This is a genomic window from uncultured Mailhella sp., from assembly GCF_944324615.1.
Taxonomy (GTDB): Bacteria; Desulfobacterota; Desulfovibrionia; order Desulfovibrionales; family Desulfovibrionaceae; genus Mailhella.
Genome location: NZ_CALUWY010000049.1, coordinates 1 through 21141, shown reverse-complemented (window position 1 = coordinate 21141; position 21141 = coordinate 1). Strand labels below are relative to the sequence as shown.

Annotated in this window: 19 protein-coding genes; 14 read left to right on the top strand and 5 right to left on the bottom strand. The window is 58.4% G+C overall.

Going from position 1 to position 21141, the window contains the following annotated elements; genetic code table 11:
• The first annotated feature begins 218 nt into the window (after positions 1 to 218).
• From Q0K07_RS09795 to Q0K07_RS09740, 12 genes are all read left to right on the top strand, one after another.
• The gene (locus Q0K07_RS09795) at positions 219 to 752 is read left to right on the top strand and encodes a hypothetical protein (protein WP_294558833.1); all 534 of its coding nucleotides are present in this window, start codon (positions 219 to 221) and stop codon (positions 750 to 752) included.
• Between the two features lie 96 nt (positions 753 to 848).
• The gene (holA, locus tag Q0K07_RS09790; protein ID WP_294558832.1) at positions 849 to 1838 is read left to right on the top strand and encodes a DNA polymerase III subunit delta; all 990 of its coding nucleotides are present in this window, start codon (positions 849 to 851) and stop codon (positions 1836 to 1838) included.
• 6 nt (positions 1839 to 1844) lie between these two features.
• Positions 1845 to 2579, top strand: a complete 735-nt coding sequence (locus tag Q0K07_RS09785) for a RadC family protein (protein ID WP_294558831.1) — start codon at positions 1845 to 1847, stop codon at positions 2577 to 2579.
• A 1-nt stretch (position 2580) separates the two neighbouring features.
• The gene (gene lon, locus Q0K07_RS09780) at positions 2581 to 5091 is read left to right on the top strand and encodes an endopeptidase La (RefSeq protein ID WP_294558830.1); all 2511 of its coding nucleotides are present in this window, start codon (positions 2581 to 2583) and stop codon (positions 5089 to 5091) included.
• Between the two features lie 103 nt (positions 5092 to 5194).
• Positions 5195 to 5500 carry a hypothetical protein gene (locus Q0K07_RS09775; RefSeq protein ID WP_294558829.1) on the top strand — a complete coding sequence of 102 codons (306 nt, stop codon included), beginning with the start codon at positions 5195 to 5197 and terminating at the stop codon, positions 5498 to 5500.
• Between the two features lie 323 nt (positions 5501 to 5823).
• Complete coding sequence (locus Q0K07_RS09770; RefSeq protein ID WP_294558828.1) at positions 5824 to 6204, top strand: type III secretion system chaperone; 381 nt, start codon at positions 5824 to 5826, stop codon at positions 6202 to 6204.
• An 18-nt stretch (positions 6205 to 6222) separates the two neighbouring features.
• Positions 6223 to 9021 carry a hypothetical protein gene (locus Q0K07_RS09765; protein ID WP_294558827.1) on the top strand — a complete coding sequence of 933 codons (2799 nt, stop codon included), beginning with the start codon at positions 6223 to 6225 and terminating at the stop codon, positions 9019 to 9021.
• 335 nt (positions 9022 to 9356) lie between these two features.
• Entirely contained in the window at positions 9357 to 10748 is a 1392-nt protein-coding gene (locus tag Q0K07_RS09760) for an MFS transporter (RefSeq protein ID WP_294558826.1), read from the top strand.
• 217 nt (positions 10749 to 10965) lie between these two features.
• Positions 10966 to 11958 carry a hypothetical protein gene (locus Q0K07_RS09755; protein ID WP_294558825.1) on the top strand — a complete coding sequence of 331 codons (993 nt, stop codon included), beginning with the start codon at positions 10966 to 10968 and terminating at the stop codon, positions 11956 to 11958.
• 315 nt (positions 11959 to 12273) lie between these two features.
• Positions 12274 to 12417, top strand: coding sequence for a hypothetical protein (locus tag Q0K07_RS09750; protein WP_294558824.1), 144 nt, complete (start codon positions 12274 to 12276; stop codon positions 12415 to 12417).
• A gap of 510 nt (positions 12418 to 12927) precedes the next feature.
• Positions 12928 to 13296, top strand: a complete 369-nt coding sequence (locus Q0K07_RS09745; RefSeq protein WP_294558823.1) for a hypothetical protein — start codon at positions 12928 to 12930, stop codon at positions 13294 to 13296.
• A 21-nt stretch (positions 13297 to 13317) separates the two neighbouring features.
• A complete protein-coding gene (locus Q0K07_RS09740; RefSeq protein ID WP_367178887.1) occupies positions 13318 to 13584 on the top strand; it encodes a YMGG-like glycine zipper-containing protein in 267 nt (88 codons plus the stop codon).
• A gap of 73 nt (positions 13585 to 13657) precedes the next feature.
• Here the strand turns inward: Q0K07_RS09740 and Q0K07_RS09735 are convergent, their stop codons facing one another.
• The 5 genes from Q0K07_RS09735 to cadR all read right to left on the bottom strand — a co-directional run bounded on the left by Q0K07_RS09735 (position 13658) and on the right by cadR (position 17792).
• Positions 13658 to 14482: an ABC transporter permease gene (locus tag Q0K07_RS09735; protein WP_294558822.1), complete on the bottom strand. Its 825-nt coding sequence runs from the start codon at positions 14480 to 14482 to the stop codon at positions 13658 to 13660.
• Positions 14479 to 15522 (bottom strand): ABC transporter permease, encoded by a 1044-nt coding sequence (locus tag Q0K07_RS09730; RefSeq protein WP_294558821.1) that lies wholly within the window; start codon positions 15520 to 15522, stop codon positions 14479 to 14481. Before Q0K07_RS09730 ends, Q0K07_RS09735 begins: the two co-directional genes overlap by 4 nt.
• A gap of 55 nt (positions 15523 to 15577) precedes the next feature.
• Complete coding sequence (locus Q0K07_RS09725; RefSeq protein WP_294558820.1) at positions 15578 to 16147, bottom strand: hypothetical protein; 570 nt, start codon at positions 16145 to 16147, stop codon at positions 15578 to 15580.
• A 214-nt stretch (positions 16148 to 16361) separates the two neighbouring features.
• Complete coding sequence (locus Q0K07_RS09720) at positions 16362 to 16985, bottom strand: hypothetical protein (protein WP_294558819.1); 624 nt, start codon at positions 16983 to 16985, stop codon at positions 16362 to 16364.
• Between the two features lie 297 nt (positions 16986 to 17282).
• Positions 17283 to 17792, bottom strand: a complete 510-nt coding sequence (cadR, locus tag Q0K07_RS09715) for a Cd(II)/Pb(II)-responsive transcriptional regulator (protein WP_294558818.1) — start codon at positions 17790 to 17792, stop codon at positions 17283 to 17285.
• 393 nt (positions 17793 to 18185) lie between these two features.
• Here cadR and Q0K07_RS09710 point away from each other — a divergent pair, with 393 nt between their 5' ends.
• Both Q0K07_RS09710 and Q0K07_RS09705 read left to right on the top strand, forming a co-directional pair.
• Complete coding sequence (locus Q0K07_RS09710; RefSeq protein WP_367178888.1) at positions 18186 to 20282, top strand: heavy metal translocating P-type ATPase; 2097 nt, start codon at positions 18186 to 18188, stop codon at positions 20280 to 20282.
• Between the two features lie 56 nt (positions 20283 to 20338).
• Entirely contained in the window at positions 20339 to 21139 is an 801-nt protein-coding gene (locus Q0K07_RS09705; RefSeq protein ID WP_294558816.1) for an MBL fold metallo-hydrolase, read from the top strand.
• The last annotated feature ends 2 nt before the right edge of the window (positions 21140 to 21141 follow it).

Genomic DNA, 21141 nt, shown 5'->3' with positions numbered 1-21141 from the left:
TTTTGGCGCGGCTGTGCCGGTCCCCCTGGGGTGCGGCACACCGTCTTCGGGCGGGGCTGCCGGATACGGAAAGCGTGGCTTTTTACCGGGGCACCGCTTGCGCGGTATCGCCCTGTCTGGCCGCTCCGTGCCGCCCGGGCACGGTGCCGGGATGATGTTTTTATGTGTGCCAAAGCGCCCGAAGTCTGCGCCGAAGGCGGCGTCATGAGGAAATGCTGATGAGAAAAACCCGGAGAACGTGGAAAGCTCTGGCGGCGGCCGCGCTCTGCTGCGTGAGCCTTGTTGCAGGCGGCTGCGGCTATGAGCTGGACGGTTATTCCACCAGCAGCTCGCGTGCCGAGAGCGTGCTTGGCGACGGAAACCAGACAATCAGGATAGACAAGGTGGAACAGGTCACCATGTACCCCTGGGTTCAGTATTATCTGCGCGGCATCGCGCGTGATGAAGTGAACCTGCGCCGCCTTGCCCGCTGGGTGGACAGCGGAAACGCCGATTATCTTCTCACCATCAACATGCCCGGCTTCCGGGTGCGTTCCTCCATATCCAACAGTGTGGACAACACGCTGCTCAGCGATACGCTGGTTCAGCTGGAACTTGTAGTCCGCAGCGGGAAATCGGGCACGGTGGTATGGCGTTCCGGTGTGATTTCCTATTCCGACAAGTTTGAGACCGTCGATGAGGCAAGCGCCATCCGCGACGGGCTGAAGGAAGCCCTGCGCCGCGCGCTTGACCGCATGCAGCAGAAATTCTGACCTGTTCCGGCACGCCGGGCACGCGTTTTCTCTGGAGAGTGCTTTCTTTGAGAAAAGGCAGGTGCACGGCAGGCAGGAACGCTCCAGAGGCATGATATGGACAGGCCCGGATTCTTTTTCTGCATCTGCCCCGACGCGGCGCTGCTCCGCGAATATGTGGAGGGGGAGCTTATTGCGCCTCTGAAGGCTGCGGGAGAGCCGGACGTGCAGGTTTTCTGGGCGGATGAAGGGCTGGACCGCCGCTTCTGGGACAGGCTTACCCTCATGGGGATGGACGGTCGTTCCCGCGTGCTTCTGGTGCGCGGCGCGCAGCAGCTTCCTGCCGAAGTCTGGAAAAAACTTTCCGCCGCTCTGGGCACGCCGCGTTCCGGCATTCTGCCCGTCTTCTGTCTGGAAGGCGCGTGGGAAAAAGGACAGCCCAAACTGCCCGCCCATATCGCCAGGCTCAAGTGTCTGGCCTTTGCCGACAAAAAGCAGTGGGTCTGGCGTTCCGCGGGCATAGAGGCGCGGGCTCTTGCCCGCTATATACAGAAGCAGGCTTCCGACATGGGGCTTCGCATGAGCCAGGAAGCCGTGAATACGCTGTCGGACATGCTCATTCCCGACGCCTTTGCCGTTCACAATGCGCTGGAACAGCTTTTTCTCGCCTCTCCCGACGGCTCCGCAGATGTGGAGCTGGTACGGCAGATGACGGAATTTACGCCGGAAGCCGTGATTTTCGATATCATCCGTCAGCTTGAGTCGGGCAATGCCCGTGCCGTATGGAAGGCCCTTCTGCAGGCCGGGGACGGCGGCGAATCGCTGCTTTTTCCTCTGCTTACGCTCATGGCCCGCGAGACGCGCCTCTTGTGGCAGATGCGCGCCGGGGAAAAGGTGTTCGTGCCCCAGTATGTGGAAAGAGAAAAGCGCCGCCTTGCGGATACGCTTGGTTTCGAGGGGCTTTCCCGTGTTTTCGCGGCTCTGCGCAAGGCCGAGTTTTCCGTGAAGAGCGGGGCACGTCAGCCCCTGCAGGCCATGGAGGAGCTGACAGCCTCCCTTTCCCTCATATTTTCCGCTTCCCGCAGGGAAGCAAAGCCCTCCCGCTGATTCGTGATGAACAAGGACGCTCCTTCTTCCGAGGCCGATCTTCGCGCCGGGCACAGGAAAAGACTGCGCGAGCGTTTTCTTGCCGATCCTTCCGCGCTGCCCGACTATGAACTGCTGGAACTGGCGCTGGGCTGCGTGTATCTTCGCCGCGACAATAAAATTCTTGCCAAGCGCCTGCTGCAGCGCTTCGGCGGTTTCGACGGCCTGCTCTGCGCGTCTGCGCAGGAGCTTGCACAGGTGGAGGGCTGCGGCCCGGCCGTTGATAGTTTTCTTGCTCTCCTTCGGGAAATCATTGCCCGTTCTTCGCAAAGCAACGTACAAAAGAAGAGTCCCGTGACGCTGCCCGACCTTGTCGAGATAGGCAGGCGGCGCCTGGGGCACTGCGTTGATGAAGAAGTGTGGGTCGCGCTTCTGGACAAACAGAACAGGCTGCTTATGTTTAAAAGGATCCGCCATGGATCGCTCAATCATGTGGCTCTGGAACCTCTGGAGGTCGTGGAGCTCATGGTGAGGCATCACGCAAGCAGCATTGTTCTCATGCACAACCATCCCGGCGGGGCGTACAGGCCCTCGCAGGAGGACAAGGCGCTGACAGGGCGCATAGCCCTGGCGCTCAGGCATCTGGGCCTGTTGCTGCATGACCATGTGATCATCACTTCCGAGGCGTCTTTCAGCATGATGCAGGATCGACGCATCGAGGTGCCGAAAAGACAGGTACGGGAACTTCCCGAACGAGGATAGCATGAGCGATACGCAAAAAACGCCTTCCGCAATACCGGAAGACGACAAGAAAAACCTGCTGGAACAGAAAGAGGAAGCCGCCTCCGAGGAGGCCCGCGACAACGGGCCGGACGGCGCAGAAGAAGGGCGGAACGAGAGCTCTTCCGGTGAAGGTTCCGCCGGCGATTCCGAGGAACAGACTCCGGCCATTCCTTCCGTCCTGCCTGTATTGCCCCTGCGCGACAGCGTGGTGTTCAATTCCATGATCGTGCCGCTGTTCGAGGGGCGCGAAAAGGCCATGGACACCGTGGAATTCGCCCTGAACGGCAACCGGTATCTTCTGCTCTGCACGCAGCGCGAAGGTTCCTCCGAGCAGCCCCGGCCGGATGAGCTGTATACCGTGGGTTCCGTGGTCATGATACTGCGCATGATCAAGATGAACGACGGACAGGTCAAGCTGTTGGTGCAGGGACTCACGCGCGCCCGCGTGGAGGAGTTCGACGACGACGGTCCCATTCTGCTGGCCCGCGTGCATCTTCTGGAGGAAACGCGCAGCGAGGTTTCCGATGTGGAGCTTGAGGCCATGCTGCGTTCCGCACGGGAGCAGAGCGACAGAATACTGCATCTGCGCGGGCTTCCTTCCGGCGAGATCATGAACGTGCTCAATTCCGTGAACGAGCCCGGCCGCCTGGCCGACATCATCGCGGCCAACATGCGGCTGCGCATTGAGGAGGCGCAGGCTCTTCTGGAATGTCTTGACCCTGTGGAACGTCTGCGCCGGGTGAACGAGCATCTCCTTCGTGAGGTGGAGGTGGCCACCATGCAGGCGCGCATCCAGAGCATGGCGCGCGAGGGTATGGACAAGGCGCAGCGGGATTATTTCCTGCGTGAGCAGCTCAAGGCCATCCACAAGGAGCTCGGCGACGGCGGCGATGAGGAGGACGAGAACGAGAACCTCCGAAAGGCGCTGGACAAGGCCGGTCTTCCGCCGGAAGCGCGGCGTGAGGCCGACAAGCAGCTGCGCAGGCTCGCCTCCATGCACGGTGATTCCGCCGAAGCCACCGTGGTACGCACCTATCTGGACCTTCTGGCGGAACTGCCGTGGAAGAAGATGTCCCGCGACAGGCTGGACATCGTGAAGGCCGCCGCCATTCTTGATGAAGACCATTTCGGCCTTGAGAAGGTGAAGGACCGTATTCTTGAATTTTTGAGCGTGCGCAAGCTGAACCCCGATTCCAAGGGGCCGGTACTGTGCTTTGTGGGGCCTCCCGGCGTGGGCAAGACCTCTCTCGGCCGTTCCATCGCCCGGGCCATGGGGCGCAGGTTCCAGCGCATATCCCTGGGCGGCATGCGCGACGAGGCGGAAATACGCGGCCACCGGCGCACCTACATCGGAGCCATGCCCGGGCGCATCATCCAGGCCATACGGCAGGCGGGAACGCGCAACCCCGTGATCGTGCTGGATGAAATCGACAAGCTCGGCAACGACTTCCGGGGAGATCCGTCTTCCGCACTGCTGGAAACGCTGGATCCGGAACAGAATTCCCACTTCAGCGACCACTACCTGAACCTGGAATTCGATCTTTCCAAGGTGCTCTTTCTCTGTACGGCCAATCAGCTCGACACCATTCCTCCCGCGCTGCTGGACAGACTGGAGATCATTCATCTTTCCGGCTACACGGAACAGGAAAAGCTCTCCATTGCCCGCAGGTATCTGATACGGAGACAGACAGCCGACAACGGCCTGAAAGAGGGCGACGTGGTGTTCCGCGACAACGCACTTGCCCGCGTGATCCGCGGTTATACGCGCGAGGCGGGGCTGCGTTCTCTGGAGCGCCAGATAGGCGCCATCTGCCGCAAGCTGGCCAGACGCAAGGCGGAAGGGGAGAAGCCTCCCTTTATCGTGACTCCTGCGCTGGTGGGAAAACTCCTCGGTGCTCCGCGTTTTCTGGATGAGGAAAAGGAAACGGAGCTTCTGCCCGGCGTGGCTCTGGGGCTTGCCTGGACACAGGCCGGCGGCGAGGTGCTCCATGTGGAGGTGAGCACCATGCAGGGCAAGGGCTCGCTGCTTCTCACCGGTCAGCTCGGCGACGTGATGAAGGAGAGCGCGCAGGCGGCGGTGACGTATGCCCGTTCCCATGCAAAGGAACTGGGCATAGATCCGGAATTTTCCCAGAAGCTGGACATTCATATCCATGTGCCCGCAGGGGCCACGCCCAAGGACGGGCCTTCCGCCGGTGTGACGCTGGTTTCCGCCCTGGTTTCCGCCCTTACCGGACGCTCCGTGCGCGGCGATACCTGCATGACCGGGGAAATCACGCTCCGCGGCAGGGTGCTGCCCGTGGGCGGCATCAAGGAAAAGATACTCGGAGCCGTGGCCCGGGGGCTGAAGCGCGCCGTCATTCCCACACAGAATGCCAAGGATCTGGAAGAGATCCCGGCGGATCTGCGGCGGAAAATCGAGATCCACACCGTGGATACCATCGGTGAGCTGCTCGGGCTGGTGATGGAAGAGAAAAAGGAGAAGGCCTGACCTTTTTCCTGCGGCGCAGTCTTTTCTTTCAGAGACGTTGTCCGTGCCGTCCTGGCGTGAGCGCCTTTTTTCGCTCCCGGCACGTCCTGCCTGAAGAACATTCATGATGAAAGCCGTTTCCCGGGTACGGGAAACGGCTTTTGTGTTTTTAGGCGCGCCATGCAGGCGGATGCTATGCCGTGCATGTGCTTTGCCCGGGGAGCATCGCCTGTACGGGTACTTCATGGATGAAAAAACATGGGATCAGGAAAGTACTTCTGGAAAGGATAGTACGCATGTGAAGAAAATGGTATGGGGATTATGTTGTAAACAATGGAATCAAGTAATGAAATGCGAATGTATTATGGATATTTTTCTTGAAGTTGCATTAATGATAAATTATCCTTCCACCGGTGTGTTTATCTGCTGAAAAGAAATATTTCATGGGGCGGAAGGGAAATATGGCTCCTGTTACGGCAGGTATTTTTGCCGGTGTGTTTTTATGAGAGTTTGTCATGTTGCCTTCTCTGATGCTTATCATTGTTGTTGGGGAGAGAGCAACGCATTGCCGGAGGAGAGCGGAGCGGATGTTTCTGCGTGACAATATTTCTGAAACACAGTCATGGAGGAGCGTCATCTGTTTTTTTGTTGCGTCGTTTTTTATTGTGAGGAATCTGTATGAGTCTCAGTCATGACGAAGGTGCGCAGGAAAAGGCGGAAGCGCTGCTGCGGGAATTTTGACTTCGGTTTCAGTTGGACACTTCCGGAAATTTTCCGTTTTTTTTAACCGTCGACTCCTTTCAGGTTGCACTGGAGTTCGATTCCTCCAGGGACATGCTTTTCATAACCGTACCGATGGGAGACGTTGCGGAGGAGCCTGCGGGGCTGTTCAGGGAACTTCTTTATGCCAATCTGTTTCGGCATGCCTCGTGCGGTGCGGTGTTCTGTCTGGATGGCGTCTCCGGCAGGGTGGTTGTACAGGCAGAACTTTCTCTTTCCGAAATGACATGGGAAGTGCTGAAAAAGCGTCTGGAAGGCTGCATTCAGGCTGCGGAAAACTGGAGGAACAGGCTCTCCCCGTCCTTCCGGGAGGAACAGCCGTTCTGTCCGACGGATACCATGATTCGTGTTTGAGAAAAGGAGAAATTTCGCATGAGTTGCCTTGTACAGGGGAATGTTTCGGGTGTGATGGACTTCCAGGAAGTCTGGAACGAGAAGGAATGTATTGAAGAGCGAAGGGCACCGAAAGGTATTGAAGGTCGAAAGATGGCTCAAGGCTCTCAGCAGGGGCAGCCGATGTTGAACGACGTGGAATTCCTTTCGGAAGGCAGCAGGCCGCTTGAAGAGCGGAGTGTGAAGGCTTCCGGGACGGCGTCGACCGAATGGGGAGGGCAACAGGCCTCGGAGCAGAATCTCGGAGTGGTGCAAAATTTGAATATGCAGGAGTTTATCGGAAATGAAACTATAACGGGAGAACAATGGCAGCGTGTTTCGAGTATGGCCTGCGGGTTAACGGAATATGAAAAAGAAGACATTTTTCCACTGGGAGATGAATGTTCTCCTGTGGGTATGCTGTCTCCATTTTTTTACAGAGATAACAATGAGAAAGCAGTTGAATTAATAGGCAGCAGTACATCTGTTGATTTTAACTATTTTAATAATAATGATAAATTAATAAGCTGTGGAAAAAAAGTAATTGATTTTTTTAAAAAGTGTAATCTTTCAGAAGAAGATAAGAAAAATATTGCCATTTCTCTTGCTCGGAAAATAGTTTTTCAAGATATTGCGTATGATGAAATTAATGCAGAAAATATTGTCAATATCGCAGCGATGATATTTGCTGAAGATAAAGAATTTACAGTAACAGACGGCATGCCTGACGTGAAGGTCGATGACAGGATTTTTTCTTTCTATACCGCTGAAAAAGATCAGATTAAATTGATATATGATATATTTTCCACGTCATCGCCGTATGGCGGACTTCGAGAGGGCGGATATAAACTTGCGCTTGCCCTTGGCAGGAAATCTTCCGAAGCAAAAGAAATCATCGATAAGCTTCTTTCTGGAAGTTATCATATTTCCGCATTGTCTGCAAAGATATTTCCCGAAACATTTTCCGATATGCTGGAAATTCTTCAAAAGAATAAAGCTGATGATATCGGTATGTTAAAAGATGAAATTACTCGTTATAATCAAGAAGAATATGATGATAAGATTTTTGAAGAATTTGCAGATATATCTGGACTTGATGTTTTAAAGTATAAAAGTAATATAAAATATATCATACAATATATAAATGAATTAAATAATGAAAAAATGAATGATGATTATGAAAGTGGATTATCAAATATGGTTGTCGTACTTCCTACTGCAAATAAGAACCTTTCGCAGCTTACTTTTATTCCATCGATAATTATGGACCTGAAGAGAACTGCTGAAAAATGCTGCTCAAATCATGAAATATGGAAAGACGTGCCTCTGTTTGTCTTTGATCAGACAAAAGACGCAGAGTCATTGAATAAAAATAAAAATTTCATTCATAGCCTTCAGCAGGAAACAAATGCACGCATTGCTTTTATTGATATGAAGCAAATAAAGGAATTGGGTGAAATTTTTAATATAGAAAGTCTCTTTGATACAACAGGAAAAGAAAATGCAGGATACGGAGGAGGAAGGAATATAGCATCTTTTCTTGGTGCATTGATCGGCCATGCTGTAAAAAGTGGATTCTTTGATTTGAATGCTCAGAATATAGTAGAAATCATTGGTAAAGAAAAAGATAGATATAAAAGAGAGCTGGATGATATTCTTACTGGAAAAAACAAGATAAAACTTATCATGGGCGATGACGACACGACGGTACTTCCGGGATTTTTTGCGGCAAAGGCTTTTCAGGCTTTTCAGTATAAGGAGCGTTCCTTATATAGCTCTGTAAAAGGGTTTGGAAGAGCTTCTATAGTTGTTCCTATGTCTTTAGATTCAAAAGCTTATCTAGGTAAAGAATATTTTTCCAAACCTGAAGATTCACTCATACTGGCACTATCTATAATACAATCAGGATGGATCAATGATACCAACATGATAGAATTTCCTCTTGCAGGTGCTCTTGTGAGTCCTTTGTTCTGTCTTGATCTTCCTCTACCGTCGGAAGAAAAAAATTTTACCAATTTTCAAGAAAATATTAATGATATACTTGCAAGAGCGGTGCATCATTGCGGAGACAGAATAGGAAACTGGGAAGAACGACTGTATAATTTCACCCTGTACCGCGAACAGTTGAATATGGCATCATGGCTGACTCTGTCGGAAAAGGATAGCAGGCTGCTTTTCTGGAACAGCCTCGGGAAAGAGAGTGCGGATGCTTCTGAGATGACGCTGAAAAAAGTATTTACGCTGGCTGCCGCTGATTCGGCGCGGACAGAGCGTGCCAGGACTTTTCTGGAGCTGATACAAAGGGCTCCCAGCCGTTTTTCACAGGACTATCCTCGACAGGAGATCCATGACGCCATCAAAAAAAGTATGCTGGAGGAGCTGGCGTCGGAGCAGGGGCAGAAGCAGGAGAATGGCGAGATCCTTACTCCACTGAAAATGCTGTTTTGCTCTCATGCCGATATGGTGGCGTGGAACGTGATCAAGGGAGTCGGCGATGACTATCGGGTGTTCATGGAACTGAGAAAACAGCTTGCAGACAGGCTGCTCAGGCCGGAGAAGGATGGGAAAAACACCTTTGAATCCAAAGTGGAAAAAAAGGATTGGAACAGTTTTGAAAAGATCATTCAGGAAGCCCGGAAGGCCACGGAAGAATTCATGGTTCGGGAACATATCGATAAGAGCCATATCCGCCTGGCCGACACCTTTGAGGCTGCGGCAAGATCCTGTCTGTATCGCTTTGGCAATATAGCTCAGACTCTTGCGGACATGGGCGGGACGGATACTTCTTCCTCCACATGACGGGCCCGTCGGAAAGGGCCGTTTCTTCTGACGGAGCCTGTGGCGCACGGCATGGCTACGCGTCGCCGGTACGGTATGATCCCGCGCAGGGGGCTGGTTCCAGCCGTACATGAACTTCTCCATAAGGGAGACGGTATGTCCCCGTGCGGGGAAGGGGGGGGGCAGGTCCACCTGTCCTCATGCCGCAGGGCACGGGAGCTTCCCGGGAGGCGGAGCGGGCCGGAATACGCAGGGAAGGGCAGACGGCTGCTTATATTGGGCGTTATTTCACGAGATGTCGACAGATTCTTCCCACCTTCTGCACTTTGGCATAGGGTACGGGGAAGGAGTCGACCATGTCCGATACTCAAGATACTTCGTCGTTGCATTTGAAAAGTGTCATTGCCGCCCTCTGGACGGGAAATCTCTTCGCCCCCTTTCTCATGAGCGGCGTGGCCGCCATGCTTCCTTCCATAGGGGAATCGCTGGGGGCGTCGGCCGTGGCGCTGTCCCTCGTGATGGTGTGCTATAATCTCGGCCAGTCCATTTCCCACATGCTGAGCGGCCGTGTGGCCGACATGTTCGGCGTGAAGCGTACGCTGCTTGTGGGGGTGGGGTGCTTCTGCCTGTTCTGCGCCTGCATGGGGCTTGCGCCGGCCATGGGCGTTCTCATTCCCCTGCGTTTTGCCCAGGGGGTGGCCGCCGCCACCATTTCCTGCGCCGTAACCACCCTGAGTGTGACGCTGGCCCCTGCGCACATCAGGGGTCAGGTGATCAGCATCGTGGTATCGGCGGTATATCTGGGGCTGGCCATAGGACCTCTGGCCTGCGGCGGGCTTTCGGAACTGTCCGGCTGGCGTTCGGTGTTTTTCATCATTGCGGCGCTCAGCCTGGTGGAATGGATGCTGCTTCGCTATGTCATCCCCGAACTGCCCCGGGAAGGGGAGCGGCGCTCCTTCGACATGAAGAGCGCGCTGCTCGGTGCGGGAGGACTTGCCTGCGTGACCATGGGGGCTACCTGCACGTTTCTGCATCCTGCCGTGGTGGGGCTCCTGCCTGCGGGGCTGTGCCTCATGGCCGCCTTCGTGCGCAGGGAATGGATTTCTTCCGACCCCATGCTCGACCTCAAGCTCCTGTCCAAGGTACCCGGCCTGCCCGACGGCATGGCGGCGGTGTTCATCAACTACGGCTCCTTCATGGGCCTTTCACTTTTCTTTTCCCTGTATCTTCAGCAGGTTCTGGGCCTGAATGCCTTTCATGCCGGCATAGTGCTCATGGTGCAGAGCCTGTTTCAGACTGTTTTTTCTCCTGTGGCCGGCAAACTGGCCGACAGGTATCACCCCGGCATCATTTCCACCTCGGGCATGGCGGCCTGCGGTGTGAGCATCCTGAGCCTCACGCTGCTCGGCGAACACAGCCCCGTATGGCAGGTGGTGCTCAGTCAGGCGCTGCTGGGCATGGGGGCGGCTTTTTTTGCAGCCCCCAACATGGCGGCCACCCTGGGCAACGTGCCCAGGGATGAAATGTCGGTGGCCTCCGGGCTGCTCGGCTGTCTCCGCACCATGGGCGGCCTGATGAGCCATATCATCATGTCCTGCACCATAGGACTGTTCATGGGCGATGTTGCGGTGAGCCAGGAAAGTGCCGGGCTCTTCCTCCACGCCATGCGTTATGCGCTGCTGCTTTTCGGCGTGCTCAATCTTTTCGGCGTGGTGCTCAGCCTTCGCGCGCTGCGGCATCACCGGTAAAGGGCTTTTCGCCGGAGAAGATTGCGTGTAGCATACGGCCAGTTCCGGCGGGCCCTTCAGGGGGAGGGTATGGCCGGAGCGCAGAGGTTGCGCCCGCCGGGCGCGTGAGAGAAGCAGAACGCGGCGGCGCGGAAGTCCGGGCCGCTTTCAAGGCATCAGGCGGCGCCTTGGGGAAAGGCCGGAGCAAAGGCGTGCCGCAGGAGGAAAAGGAGAGAGCATGGCCATGATGGACAGGTTTTTCGGAGGCCGCAGGCACAGCAGCACGACGGCAAAACAGCCTCTGATCAGAAACAACACGTCCAGCGATTCCGCTCCCGACAACGAAGGGCCGTCCTCGGCCTTCATGGGCAGACATTTTGAAGGTCTGGGCGATGTATGGTCCGCCTTTTTCCCCGGAGGAAGCAAGGAATATGTGAACCTGCTGCAGGGGCTTTTTGAAAAAAGCACGGCCTGCGGCCCCGTCATGCACAGAAAGGACGGTTCCAGCGTGCTCCTTTTCGTTTCCCCTTCCTCGGGCGGCATCAGCATCCATTCCCACATCGTCATGGAGCAGGGCAGAGGCAAGGCGGATTTCGTGGGAGGATATCCGGCCTTCGAGGGGCTTCCCGTGGAGTCCCGCATAGAGCAGGCGCATATCTGGTCCAACGGCATTTCCGGTGTGGTGGCCGTGCGCGATTTGCGCCTTCAGGCTCCGCTGGCCTTTTTCCTTGCCGGTTTCTTCCAGCATGTGCCGCAGCTGCAGTTCGGTGTGAAGGCCGTATTCCATGTGGCGGCCCTGGCCTTTTCCCTGCGGAAGGCGGAACGGGAGGAGGTGGAACTTGTTCCGGGCACGGCGGCCTGCGATGCCGCGCTGAAGGCCTTTCTCCGCGCCCATCCCGAAAAGAAGGCCGGCGATTTTCACCCTGAGGAATTTTCGTTTCACGGCCGGGGGGCGATGCTTCCCACGGAAGTGGTGGGCGTATGGGCCTTTCAGGGGCCTGTCCTTGCCATGGAACGGGTGGAGTTCATGGGGCGGCATTTTTTCAGGCTGCTGACCCTTTTTTCCGGCTCCGGCGAGCGCGCGCTGCAGGGCTATGTGTATGCAGCGGAACATACGCTGAAAGGCTATGTGCCGCAGATCGGCGATGACATGGTCGGCATGCTGTGGCTTCAGGGCTCCATGGAGACCTATCCCGGGGAGGAAGAGGCCCGGAATCCGTCGCTGAATTAGGGAAGGGCCTTCCGTCATAAGCCCCTTCTGCGGGGGAGCGCATGGCAGAAGGCTTTTTTCAGCGCGCCGGACAGGCTCCGGCCCGGACCTGTGCAGCCCGTCCCTTTTCTGAAGAAAACGACGCCCCGGCCTGCGGCGGGCAGGGCGTTTGCATGTGGTGAGCGGCGCCCCGGGAAGGCCCGGCCCAGGATGTTGTACCCTATGCGGGAGACTTCCGGGGAAGGGCATGTCCTCTGCAGGCACGATGCGCTTCTGCTCAGGCGGAAGGCAGGCTTTTTTCGGCAGCTCTTCCTTTCCGTGCAAAGGAGCCGTTTCATGATGTTCCGGCATCAGATGGACGTGCTCCGGGCCGCAGCTTTCCGCTTTGTTGCAGCAAGAGAAAAAATCATGGGTCCGGCAATACTTTGCAAGCCGGTGTTACAAGATTTCTCAACGGAAGATAAAATAATAACTCCATGAAATTACAAGATATATCATAAAACGCCGCCGGAGTGGACGGATTCGGGGCGCTTGCATAACAGAACGGCGTGGGGTATTTAAGCACTATCCTGCCTTCCCTGAAACAGGATGAGGTGATATTATGAAAAGACGTACTTTTCTTCTGACCCTGGTCAGTCTGGCCGCCGCCGGTGTGGCGACCCCGTTGTTGCCCCTCAGCGCGGAAGCGGCTCCCCCGCCGCCTCCCGGTCCGCGTCCCGGCAGGCCCGGCCCTCGTCCGGCCCCGCGTCCCCGCCCCGGCGGCCCGCGTCCTGCTCCGCGCCCGCGTCCGGGCAGACCTGCCCCGCGTCCCCGCAGGCCCGGCCCTCGTCCCGGCAGGCCCGGTCCTCGTCCGGCCCCGCGTCCCCGCCCCGGCGGCCCGCGCCCGGCGCCGCGTCCGCGTCTGGGCAGACCCGCCCCCCGTCCGAGACCGGGCGGCCCGCGTCCCATCTGAGATAACGTCTTTTTCAAGTACAGCGAAAAGGAGTCCTCATGAAATTCCGTTTTCTCAAGTATGTCTGCGCCGCGATTCTCGCGTGCGGGCTGAGTGTTCCCGCCATGGCGGCGCAGCCTTCCCCTGTGGATCTCACGGGTGAACACTGGAAACTTTCCAGCGATGCGGAGAAGCAGGCTTTCCTGTACGGAGCATCCAATATCGTCGCCATTGAACAGCTCGTGGCCGAAAAGATGGGAACCAAGGCTTCCCCCTTTGTTTCGGCGTGGATCAGAGCGTTCGGCGGGACCAGCTGGAAAGATATGCAGAAGCAGCTTGATGACTGGTATGCGGCCCATCCTTCGGAATCCGCCCGGCCGGTGTTCGATGTGCTCTGGTATGAATTCATGGCCCCGGCAGGCAAGTAATTCCATTTTTTCGGGAGAAAGATGATGAAACACATACCCGTTGTTCTTCTGATCGGTGCCCTGGCCTTCGGCTTTACCGGGTGCACCAACATGACAAGGACGCAGCAGGGCGCTTTGAGCGGAGCGGCCGGCGGCGCGCTCATCGGCGGCGGCCTGGGAGTGCTTTCCGGCGGCCACGGCACCACGGGCGCGCTCATCGGCGGCGGTCTGGGCGCTCTGGCGGGCGGTATTTACGGCAATCAGCAGGAAAGGGATCATCACGACCGGTACGATGGTCGCTACTGGTAGGATTTCCTGACCAAATCGCATGAAAAAGGCCCCTTTTCAGGGGCCTTTTTTCGTATGCGGCGTCCGGGCAGGGTCAGCGTTCCCTGAGTCTCGGGTCCAGCATGTCGCGCAGGCTTTCGCCGAGCAGGTTGTACCCGAGAACGGTGATGAGGATGGCAAGTCCGGGGTAGAGGGAAAGCCAGGGGGCTATTTCCAGGGTGTTCTTGCCGTCCATGAGCATGTTCCCCCAGCTGGCGTCCGGCGGCTGCACGCCGAGGCCCAGAAAGCTGAGGGAGGATTCCACCAGAATGGCCCCGGCCACGCCCAGAGTGGCGGAAACCAGCACGGGCGCGAGGGCATTGGGCAGAATGTGCACGAAGAGCAGGCGGGAGGCCGAAGCTCCGGCCAGTTTCGAGGCGGCGATGAAGTCCCGTTCCCGCAGGGAAAGGGTTTCGGCACGCACAAGGCGCGCCACGCCCATCCATGAGGTGAGGCCTATGACCACCATGATGTTGGTGAGGCTCGGTTCCAGAAAGGCGATGACCGCGAGAATGAGGAAGAAGGACGGGAAGCAGAGCATCACATCCACGCCGCGCATGATGAGTTCGTCCGTCCAGCCTCCGAAATAGCCGGAGGCCAGCCCCAGCACTATGCCGATGGCGGTGGAGATGCCCACGGCCACAAAGCCCACCCAGAGCGAGACGCGCGCGCCGTAGAGCAGGCGGGAGAACACGTCGCGGCCGAGTTCGTCGGTGCCCAGCAGGTGTTCTGCGGAAGGCGGCATGAGTATCTGATCGAGGTTCAGCGCAGCGGGATCGAAGGGGGCCAGCCATGGCGCAAGCAGGGCAAGAATGCTCATGGTGAGCACGATGGCAAGCCCGGTAAGGAACATGCCGTGGCGTTTCAGGTCGGTGATCATGCCTCGCCTCCCTGTTTGGCCGTGGCTCTGATGCGCGGATCGGCCAGGCTGTAGCCTGCGTCGGCAAGCATGTTGCCGAGCAGTGTGAGCACGGCCCCGAGGACAAGGTTGCCCATGATGAGCGGGTAGTCGCGCGCCATGACTGCGGCATAGAAGAGCTGGCCGAGCCCCGGCAGGGCGAAGATGGTTTCAATGATGACGCTGCCGCCGATAAGCCCCGGCACGGAAAGGCCGAGCATGGTGATGACCGGCAGAAGCGCGTTGCGCAGAGCGTGACGCCCGATGACCAGCCTTGCGGGCAGGCCCTTGGCACGGGCCGTGGTCATGTAGTCCTGACGCAGCACTTCCAGCATGGAGGAGCGCAGAAAGCGCGAGGTGCCCGCAATACTGCCTACCAGACCCACGAGAATGGGCAGGGTGAGGTGCCTTGCTATGTCGAGGGCCTTGCCCAGCGGGGAAAGCTGGGCATAATCCAGCGAGGTGAGGCCGGAAAGGGGAAGCCATCCGAGGTCGATGCCGAAATAGAGCATGAGCAGCATGGCCAGCCAGAAGCTGGGCATGGCAAAGCCCAGGAATACGAGCACGGTGAGCGCGCGGTCGAGGAAGGAGCCGCGCCGCACCGCCGACACGATGCCGATGGGAATGGAAATGAGCAGGGTGAGCAGCAGGGAAATCACGTTCATGCCCACGGTGAGGGGCAGGCGCTCCATGATCTTTTCCATGACGGGGCGTGCGTCGCTGGAAAGGGAAATGCCGAAGTCGAGCCGGACAAGGCGGCTCAGCCAGTCCACATACTGTTCCCAGAGCGGGCGGTCCAGCCCGTACAGGGCGTTCAGGCGTTCGCGCACCATGTCGCCCGCCAGAGGGTTGAGGCTGGTCTGCATGTCGGTGGGCGTACCCGGAGCGAGGTGAATGACGAAGAAGCTCACCAGCGTGATGCCCCACAGCACGAGGAGCATCCACAGCGTTTTGCGGGCGGCGCGAACGGCGAGTGCCTTCCAGCGCGAGGTTCCGCCGCCTGGAGTCGTAGTGTTCTTCATGGAGGACTATCCTTTAAAACGGAAGAACGGTGCGCCGGAGCGCACCGGCCGTGACTCAGGCCCCGGGCTGCATGGCTCCCTGACGGATGTCGTGGCGCATCCATTCGGCAACGGCTCCCGCCTCGGCCTGCCATGCGGCGGGAGAAAGGCGCAGGGTAAGGAACTGCCGGAACATTTCATCCAGCATGTCCAGAGCCTGGTCGAGCAGGTAGATTTTTTCCAGAAAGACGGCGTCCGGGTCTTCGGCGGCGTCTTCTCTGGAAATGGGGGGCGTGCGCAGGGAATTGATGCTGAAATCCTCGGCCTTCAGCGTCACCTGCCAGTCCATGCCGTCCTTTTCCAGGCGCACCAGGGCGCGGACGACCTGCTTTCCCGTGAGAAGCCCGAGTCTGGCTTCGCGCAGGGGAGAGAAGGAACCCACCACCGTGGCGGTTTCCTGGTTTTCTCCTTCGCCGCCGCGCACGACGATGCGCTGTTCCATGGCCACGGTGAAGGGTTCGCCGTTGTGCTCCGGCGTTTCCATGCGGAACACGTTGCCGGTTTCACTGCGGAACCACAGCCAGGTGAGAAATTCCTGCCCCAGGATGAGGTCGGTATTTTCTCCGATATAACCTATTTCTGCCATAACAGGTGCCTTTTGAAGCATGTTTCAGGTGAAGGCGCGTTTTCCGCGCAAAAGAACTGTCTGCAGGCGGACCTTCTGCAGGCATGCATGCAAGGGTGCGCCGAAGCTCAGGGAAAAGGGCCTGTCTGCGTTGCAGATCCTGCCCGTTGCCGCTCGGCGGTCATTGCAGAGGCCGCCGTGCCGGATGCAGAGCGCTGTGCCCGCAAAAGGCGGCTTATTCGCCCTGAATGAAGTGCGTGGATTCCACGGCGTCCAGCTTTTCGGAGCACTGTTCGCCGAGCAGGGAAAGCGCCAGCGCCGAAGGAACAAGCTGTTCAAGGCGCAGTTCGAAGCAGCGGGTGAAAAGATCGAGGAAAAGCTCGATCATCTTTGTCTGCGTGGAGGCGAAATACACCCGGCCCGTGCGCGTGTTCCAGACCACCTGAAACTCTGCCGGAATGGGCAGGAAGCGCCCCATGAGGCGCAGCTTCACCTGTTCGCCGATTTCCTTCTTGCGGTCGCGGGGAATGAACTTCTTGCCCAGTTCCTTGATGCGGGCCTCTTCTTCGCGCAGGGCTATGCGCGTGTGCTTGCGCAGCACGGCCGGAGGGATGCGCCTCGTGTCGAGCCGCAGGGAAAAGGTCAGGTAATCGGCCTTTTCCGGCGGGCTCAGCTTCCATTCCGTGTCGAGCATGTCGTCGAAGTTGGTCCAGCCGAAGGCCCGTTCCTCGGCAATGTCGTCAATGTCCAGGAACGCGAACTGGCGGAGCTTTTCGGGAATGGCGGGCCACAGGTCGGCGGGAACGTCGTCAATGATGCGAAAGCGCGTGAAGCTGGTGCTTGCTTTGAGAAAACTCATATCTTCCTTCCTTTTGAGCGGGAAGGGCTCTTCCCGCAGGCCGGGCAATGGTACGACAAGCGGGCATTGCGCGCAAGGGCGCGCCGCGCCCCGTCCTGTGAGAGCCTTATGTTCACGAACCTGAAGAGGACACAATGCGCCCGGCACAGGCCCGCTGCGGGGGAGAGGCTGCTTTCAGAGGCATGATGTTCCGAGGAAAGTCTGCCTGCGGACTGCCGGGGAAAAGCAGGGTGCGGCCTTTTCGCGGCGTGCTGCGAAAAGGCGGGAGCAAGGTTCTACAAGGAGGAGCCTGGCGGCTCACTTCTTCGGGGCGTGCTCTTCCTCCGCTTCCCCGTGCCGGGGCGTTCTGTCTCCATGGGCATGCGTACGCTCGTGCAGGGGGCAGGGTTTTGCATCGCAGAAGGGGCAGGGCTCGTCGTGGTCCAGACTGTGGATGATGCCGCAGCCTTTTCCTCTGTCGCCTTCGCAGCTGTGCCGCAGGGCCTCCAGATGCTTCTTGAGATGTTCCAGCGAGGCTATCTGCGCCTCCACGTCGGCGATGTGTTTTTCCACCAGTTCATTGATCCATGCGCAGCTCACTGTGGGGTTGTCCTTGAAGGCGAGAAGGTCGCGTATCTCGGCAAGGTTCATGCCGTGAAGGCGGCAGCGGAGAATGAAGTTGAGCCGCTCCACGTCATCTTCCCCGTACAGGCGGTAGTTGGCGCCGGTGCGTTCCGGCCGGGGCAGCAGCCCTTCCTTTTCATAATATCGTATGGTGACGACCTGACAGCCCGTGAGTCTGGCAAGTTCCCCGATTTTCAGCGGCATGAGGCTCCCCCGTATAAGGAATGAATCCCGTTCAGGGTAACTGCGGAAGGGGCAAAGTCAAGCTCCGAGGCCGGAGATGCGGCACGGCGAAAAAAATGTGGAAAAAGGCTTGACCCTATAGTCGCTATAGACACTACACTCATTCCAACAAGGAGCTTCAGAATGAGCGAAAGACAGGGAACTTCCGGCGGCGGGGAAAGCTGCGCCTGTGCGCAGGCTTTTCTTCTGCGGCCTTTTTCCGAGGAAAAGGAGCGCATGAAGAAGGAACAGCACCATCTTCAGGCGCACGATCATCACGAAGGCTGTGCCTGCGGCCATGATCACGCCGCACCGCAGCCCGTGAACGAGGCCATACTTGCCGAAGCTTCGGCCACGGTGGCGGTGTACCGCATCATGAATATGGACTGCCCCATGGAGGAGGCCCTCATACGCAAGCGCCTTGCCTCCGTACAGGGGATCACATCTCTGGAATTCAACCTCATGCAGCGCGTGCTTACCGTGCGCCACGGCCTGCCTTCCACCGAAGCCATTGAAGAGGCGCTCGCCTCCATAGACATGATTCCCGAAAAGCTGGAAAAATCCGGGGTCGGGCCTTCTCCCGTGCCGGAAACGCCCATCGCCTGGAAGAGACTGACGGCGGCGGCCGTGCTTGCAGCGCTTTCCGAAGGGACGGAACTTGCGCTGGAGTGGGCGGGAAGCGGAGAAGCTTCCTTCCGGGCGGTTCTGCCGCTGCTTTTCGCCGTGGCGGCCATTGCTCTCGGGGGACTCGGCACCTACCGCAAGGGCTGGCTGGCCGTTTCACATTTCAACCTCAATATCAACGCCCTCATGTCCGTGGCCGTCACCGGAGCGGTGCTCATAGGCCAGTATCCTGAAGCAGCCATGGTCATGGTGCTTTTCAATATCTCCGAAGCCATCGAGGCCCGGGCCCTCAACAAGGCGCGCCATGCCATAAGCAGGCTTCTGGCCCTTTCCCCGGAACGGGCCACGGTACGGCAGGCCGACGGTTCCTGGGTGGAGATGGACATTCGTTCCATTGCCGCAGGAAGCCTTGTCAGGGTGAAGCCCGGCGAGAGGGTGGCGCTGGACGGCGTGGTCCGCAGCGGACATTCCGCTGTGGATCAGGCCCCCATCACGGGGGAAAGCATTCCCGTGGAAAAGGCGGAGGGTGATGCCGTGTTCGCCGGAACCGTCAATACCTCGGGTTCCTTCGAGTTTGAGGTGACGGCTGCGGCGTCGGATACCACGCTGGCCCGCATCATCCATGCGGTGGAAGAGGCTCAGGGGCGGCGTGCGCCCATACAGCGTTTCGTGGATGCCTTTGCCCGCTGGTACACTCCGGCCGTTTTCCTGCTTTCCCTGCTTGCGGCGCTGGTGCTTCCCCTCGGCATGGGCTGGGCCTGGCGCGACGCCGTGTACACCGCCCTGGTGCTGCTGGTCATAGGGTGCCCCTGCGCCCTGGTGATTTCCACCCCGGTCAGCATCGTGAGCGGCATGGCGGCGGCCACGCGCGGCGGCATACTGGTGAAGGGGGGCATGTTTCTGGAGCAGGGGCGGCTCTTGCGCTGCCTTGCCTTTGACAAGACTGGCACGCTTACCTGCGGCCGCCCGCGTCTGACGGACATGGTGCCCGTGCACGCGGATGAAAAAAGGGCCGTGCTTCTGGCCGCAAGCCTTGCCGCAAGGTCGGATCATCCCGTTTCCCGCGCCGTTGCGGAGGGCGTGGCCGCAGAGACCGCTGCGCTTCTGCCCGTGGAGGATGTGGAGGCCGTTCCCGGACAGGGCATGCGCGGACGCATGGAAGGCGCGCGCTATGCTCTCGGCAGCCGCCGCATGATGGCGGCTCTGGGCCTGGATTCTCCGGAACTGGAAAAGCGTGTCACGGCGCTGGAGACGCAGGGAAAAACCGTGGCCGTTCTTGCCGGGGAAGAAGGCGTTCTTGCGCTCTTTGCCGTGGCCGACACCCTGCGGGAAAGCAGCCGGGAGGCGGTACGGGAACTGAAGGAACTCGGCGTGCATACCGTCATGCTGACCGGCGACAATGAGAACGTGGCGCGCGTCATCGCATCTCAGGCCGGAGTGGATGAATATCTTGCAGGCCTTCTGCCGGAAGACAAGCTGCATGCCGTGGAACGCCTTGCCGCGCGCGGAGGCAGGGTGGGCATGGTCGGCGACGGCATCAACGACGCTCCGGCCCTTGCCCGGGCGGACATAGGCTTTGCCATGGCAGGCGGCGGCACCGATACCGCCATGGAAACCGCCGATGTCGCACTGATGGATGACGATGTGCGCAAGATACCGAGGTTCATCCGCCTTTCCCGCGCAACCTACGCCATTCTGATACAGAACATCGCGCTGGCTCTGGGCGTGAAGGCACTGTTCTTCGCCCTGACCTTCAGCGGGCACGCCACCATGTGGATGGCCGTGTTCGCCGATGTGGGCACGGCCCTCATGGTGGTGGCCAACGGCCTGAGGGCCGCAAAGAAATAGTTGAAGAAGAACTTCAGCTTTCCGGTTTTCCGCCGGAAATGTACGGGGAAAGTCACATGCTGTTTCAGCAGATACGCGGTGCCACCAGCATCATCACCTTCGGCGGAGTCCGTTTTCTCGTGGATCCTTTTCTTGCCCGGAAGGGAACGCTTCCCGCCGTTCCTTCTCCGTGGAACAACAGTCCCAATCCTCTGGTGGAACTGCCGCTGCCCGTGGAGGACATTGTTGCCGTGGATGCCGTCATCGTCACGCACATGCACCACTTCGACCATTTCGACCGGGCCGCGTGCGAGGCGCTCGACAAAGCTCTTCCTGTGTTCACCCGGAACGAGGCGGAAGCGGAAGACATGCGCACGTCGGGTTTTCGCCATGTGGAGGCGCTGACGGCAGAGGGCGCGGACTTTCGAGGCGTGACGCTGCAGAAAACCGAAGCTCTGCACGGCAAAGGGGAGGCGGCCGCCCGCAACTACGCGCAGTTCGGCCTGCCCTCCGAAGCCTGCGGCGTGCTGTTTTCTGCAGAAGGGGAAAAGCGCCTGTATATTGCGGGGGATACGGTATGGTTTCAGGGCGTTGCCGACGTGCTGGAAAAGTTTCGTCCCGAAGTGGTGGCGCTCAACGCGGCCTGGGCGCAGTTTTATGACGGTACGCCCATTCTCATGGGACCGGAGGAACTGGCCGGAGTGGCGGCGTCGGCTCCGCAGGCAATGCTCATTGCCACGCACATGGACGCGGTGAATCATGCCAGACTCGACCGTGCGCATCTGCGCCGCTTTGTGCGGGAAAGAGGACTGGAGGGGCGCTTTCTCATTCCCGAGGACGGCGAGATCCTGAATCTGCCCTTTCAGGGAAAGGCGTGAGG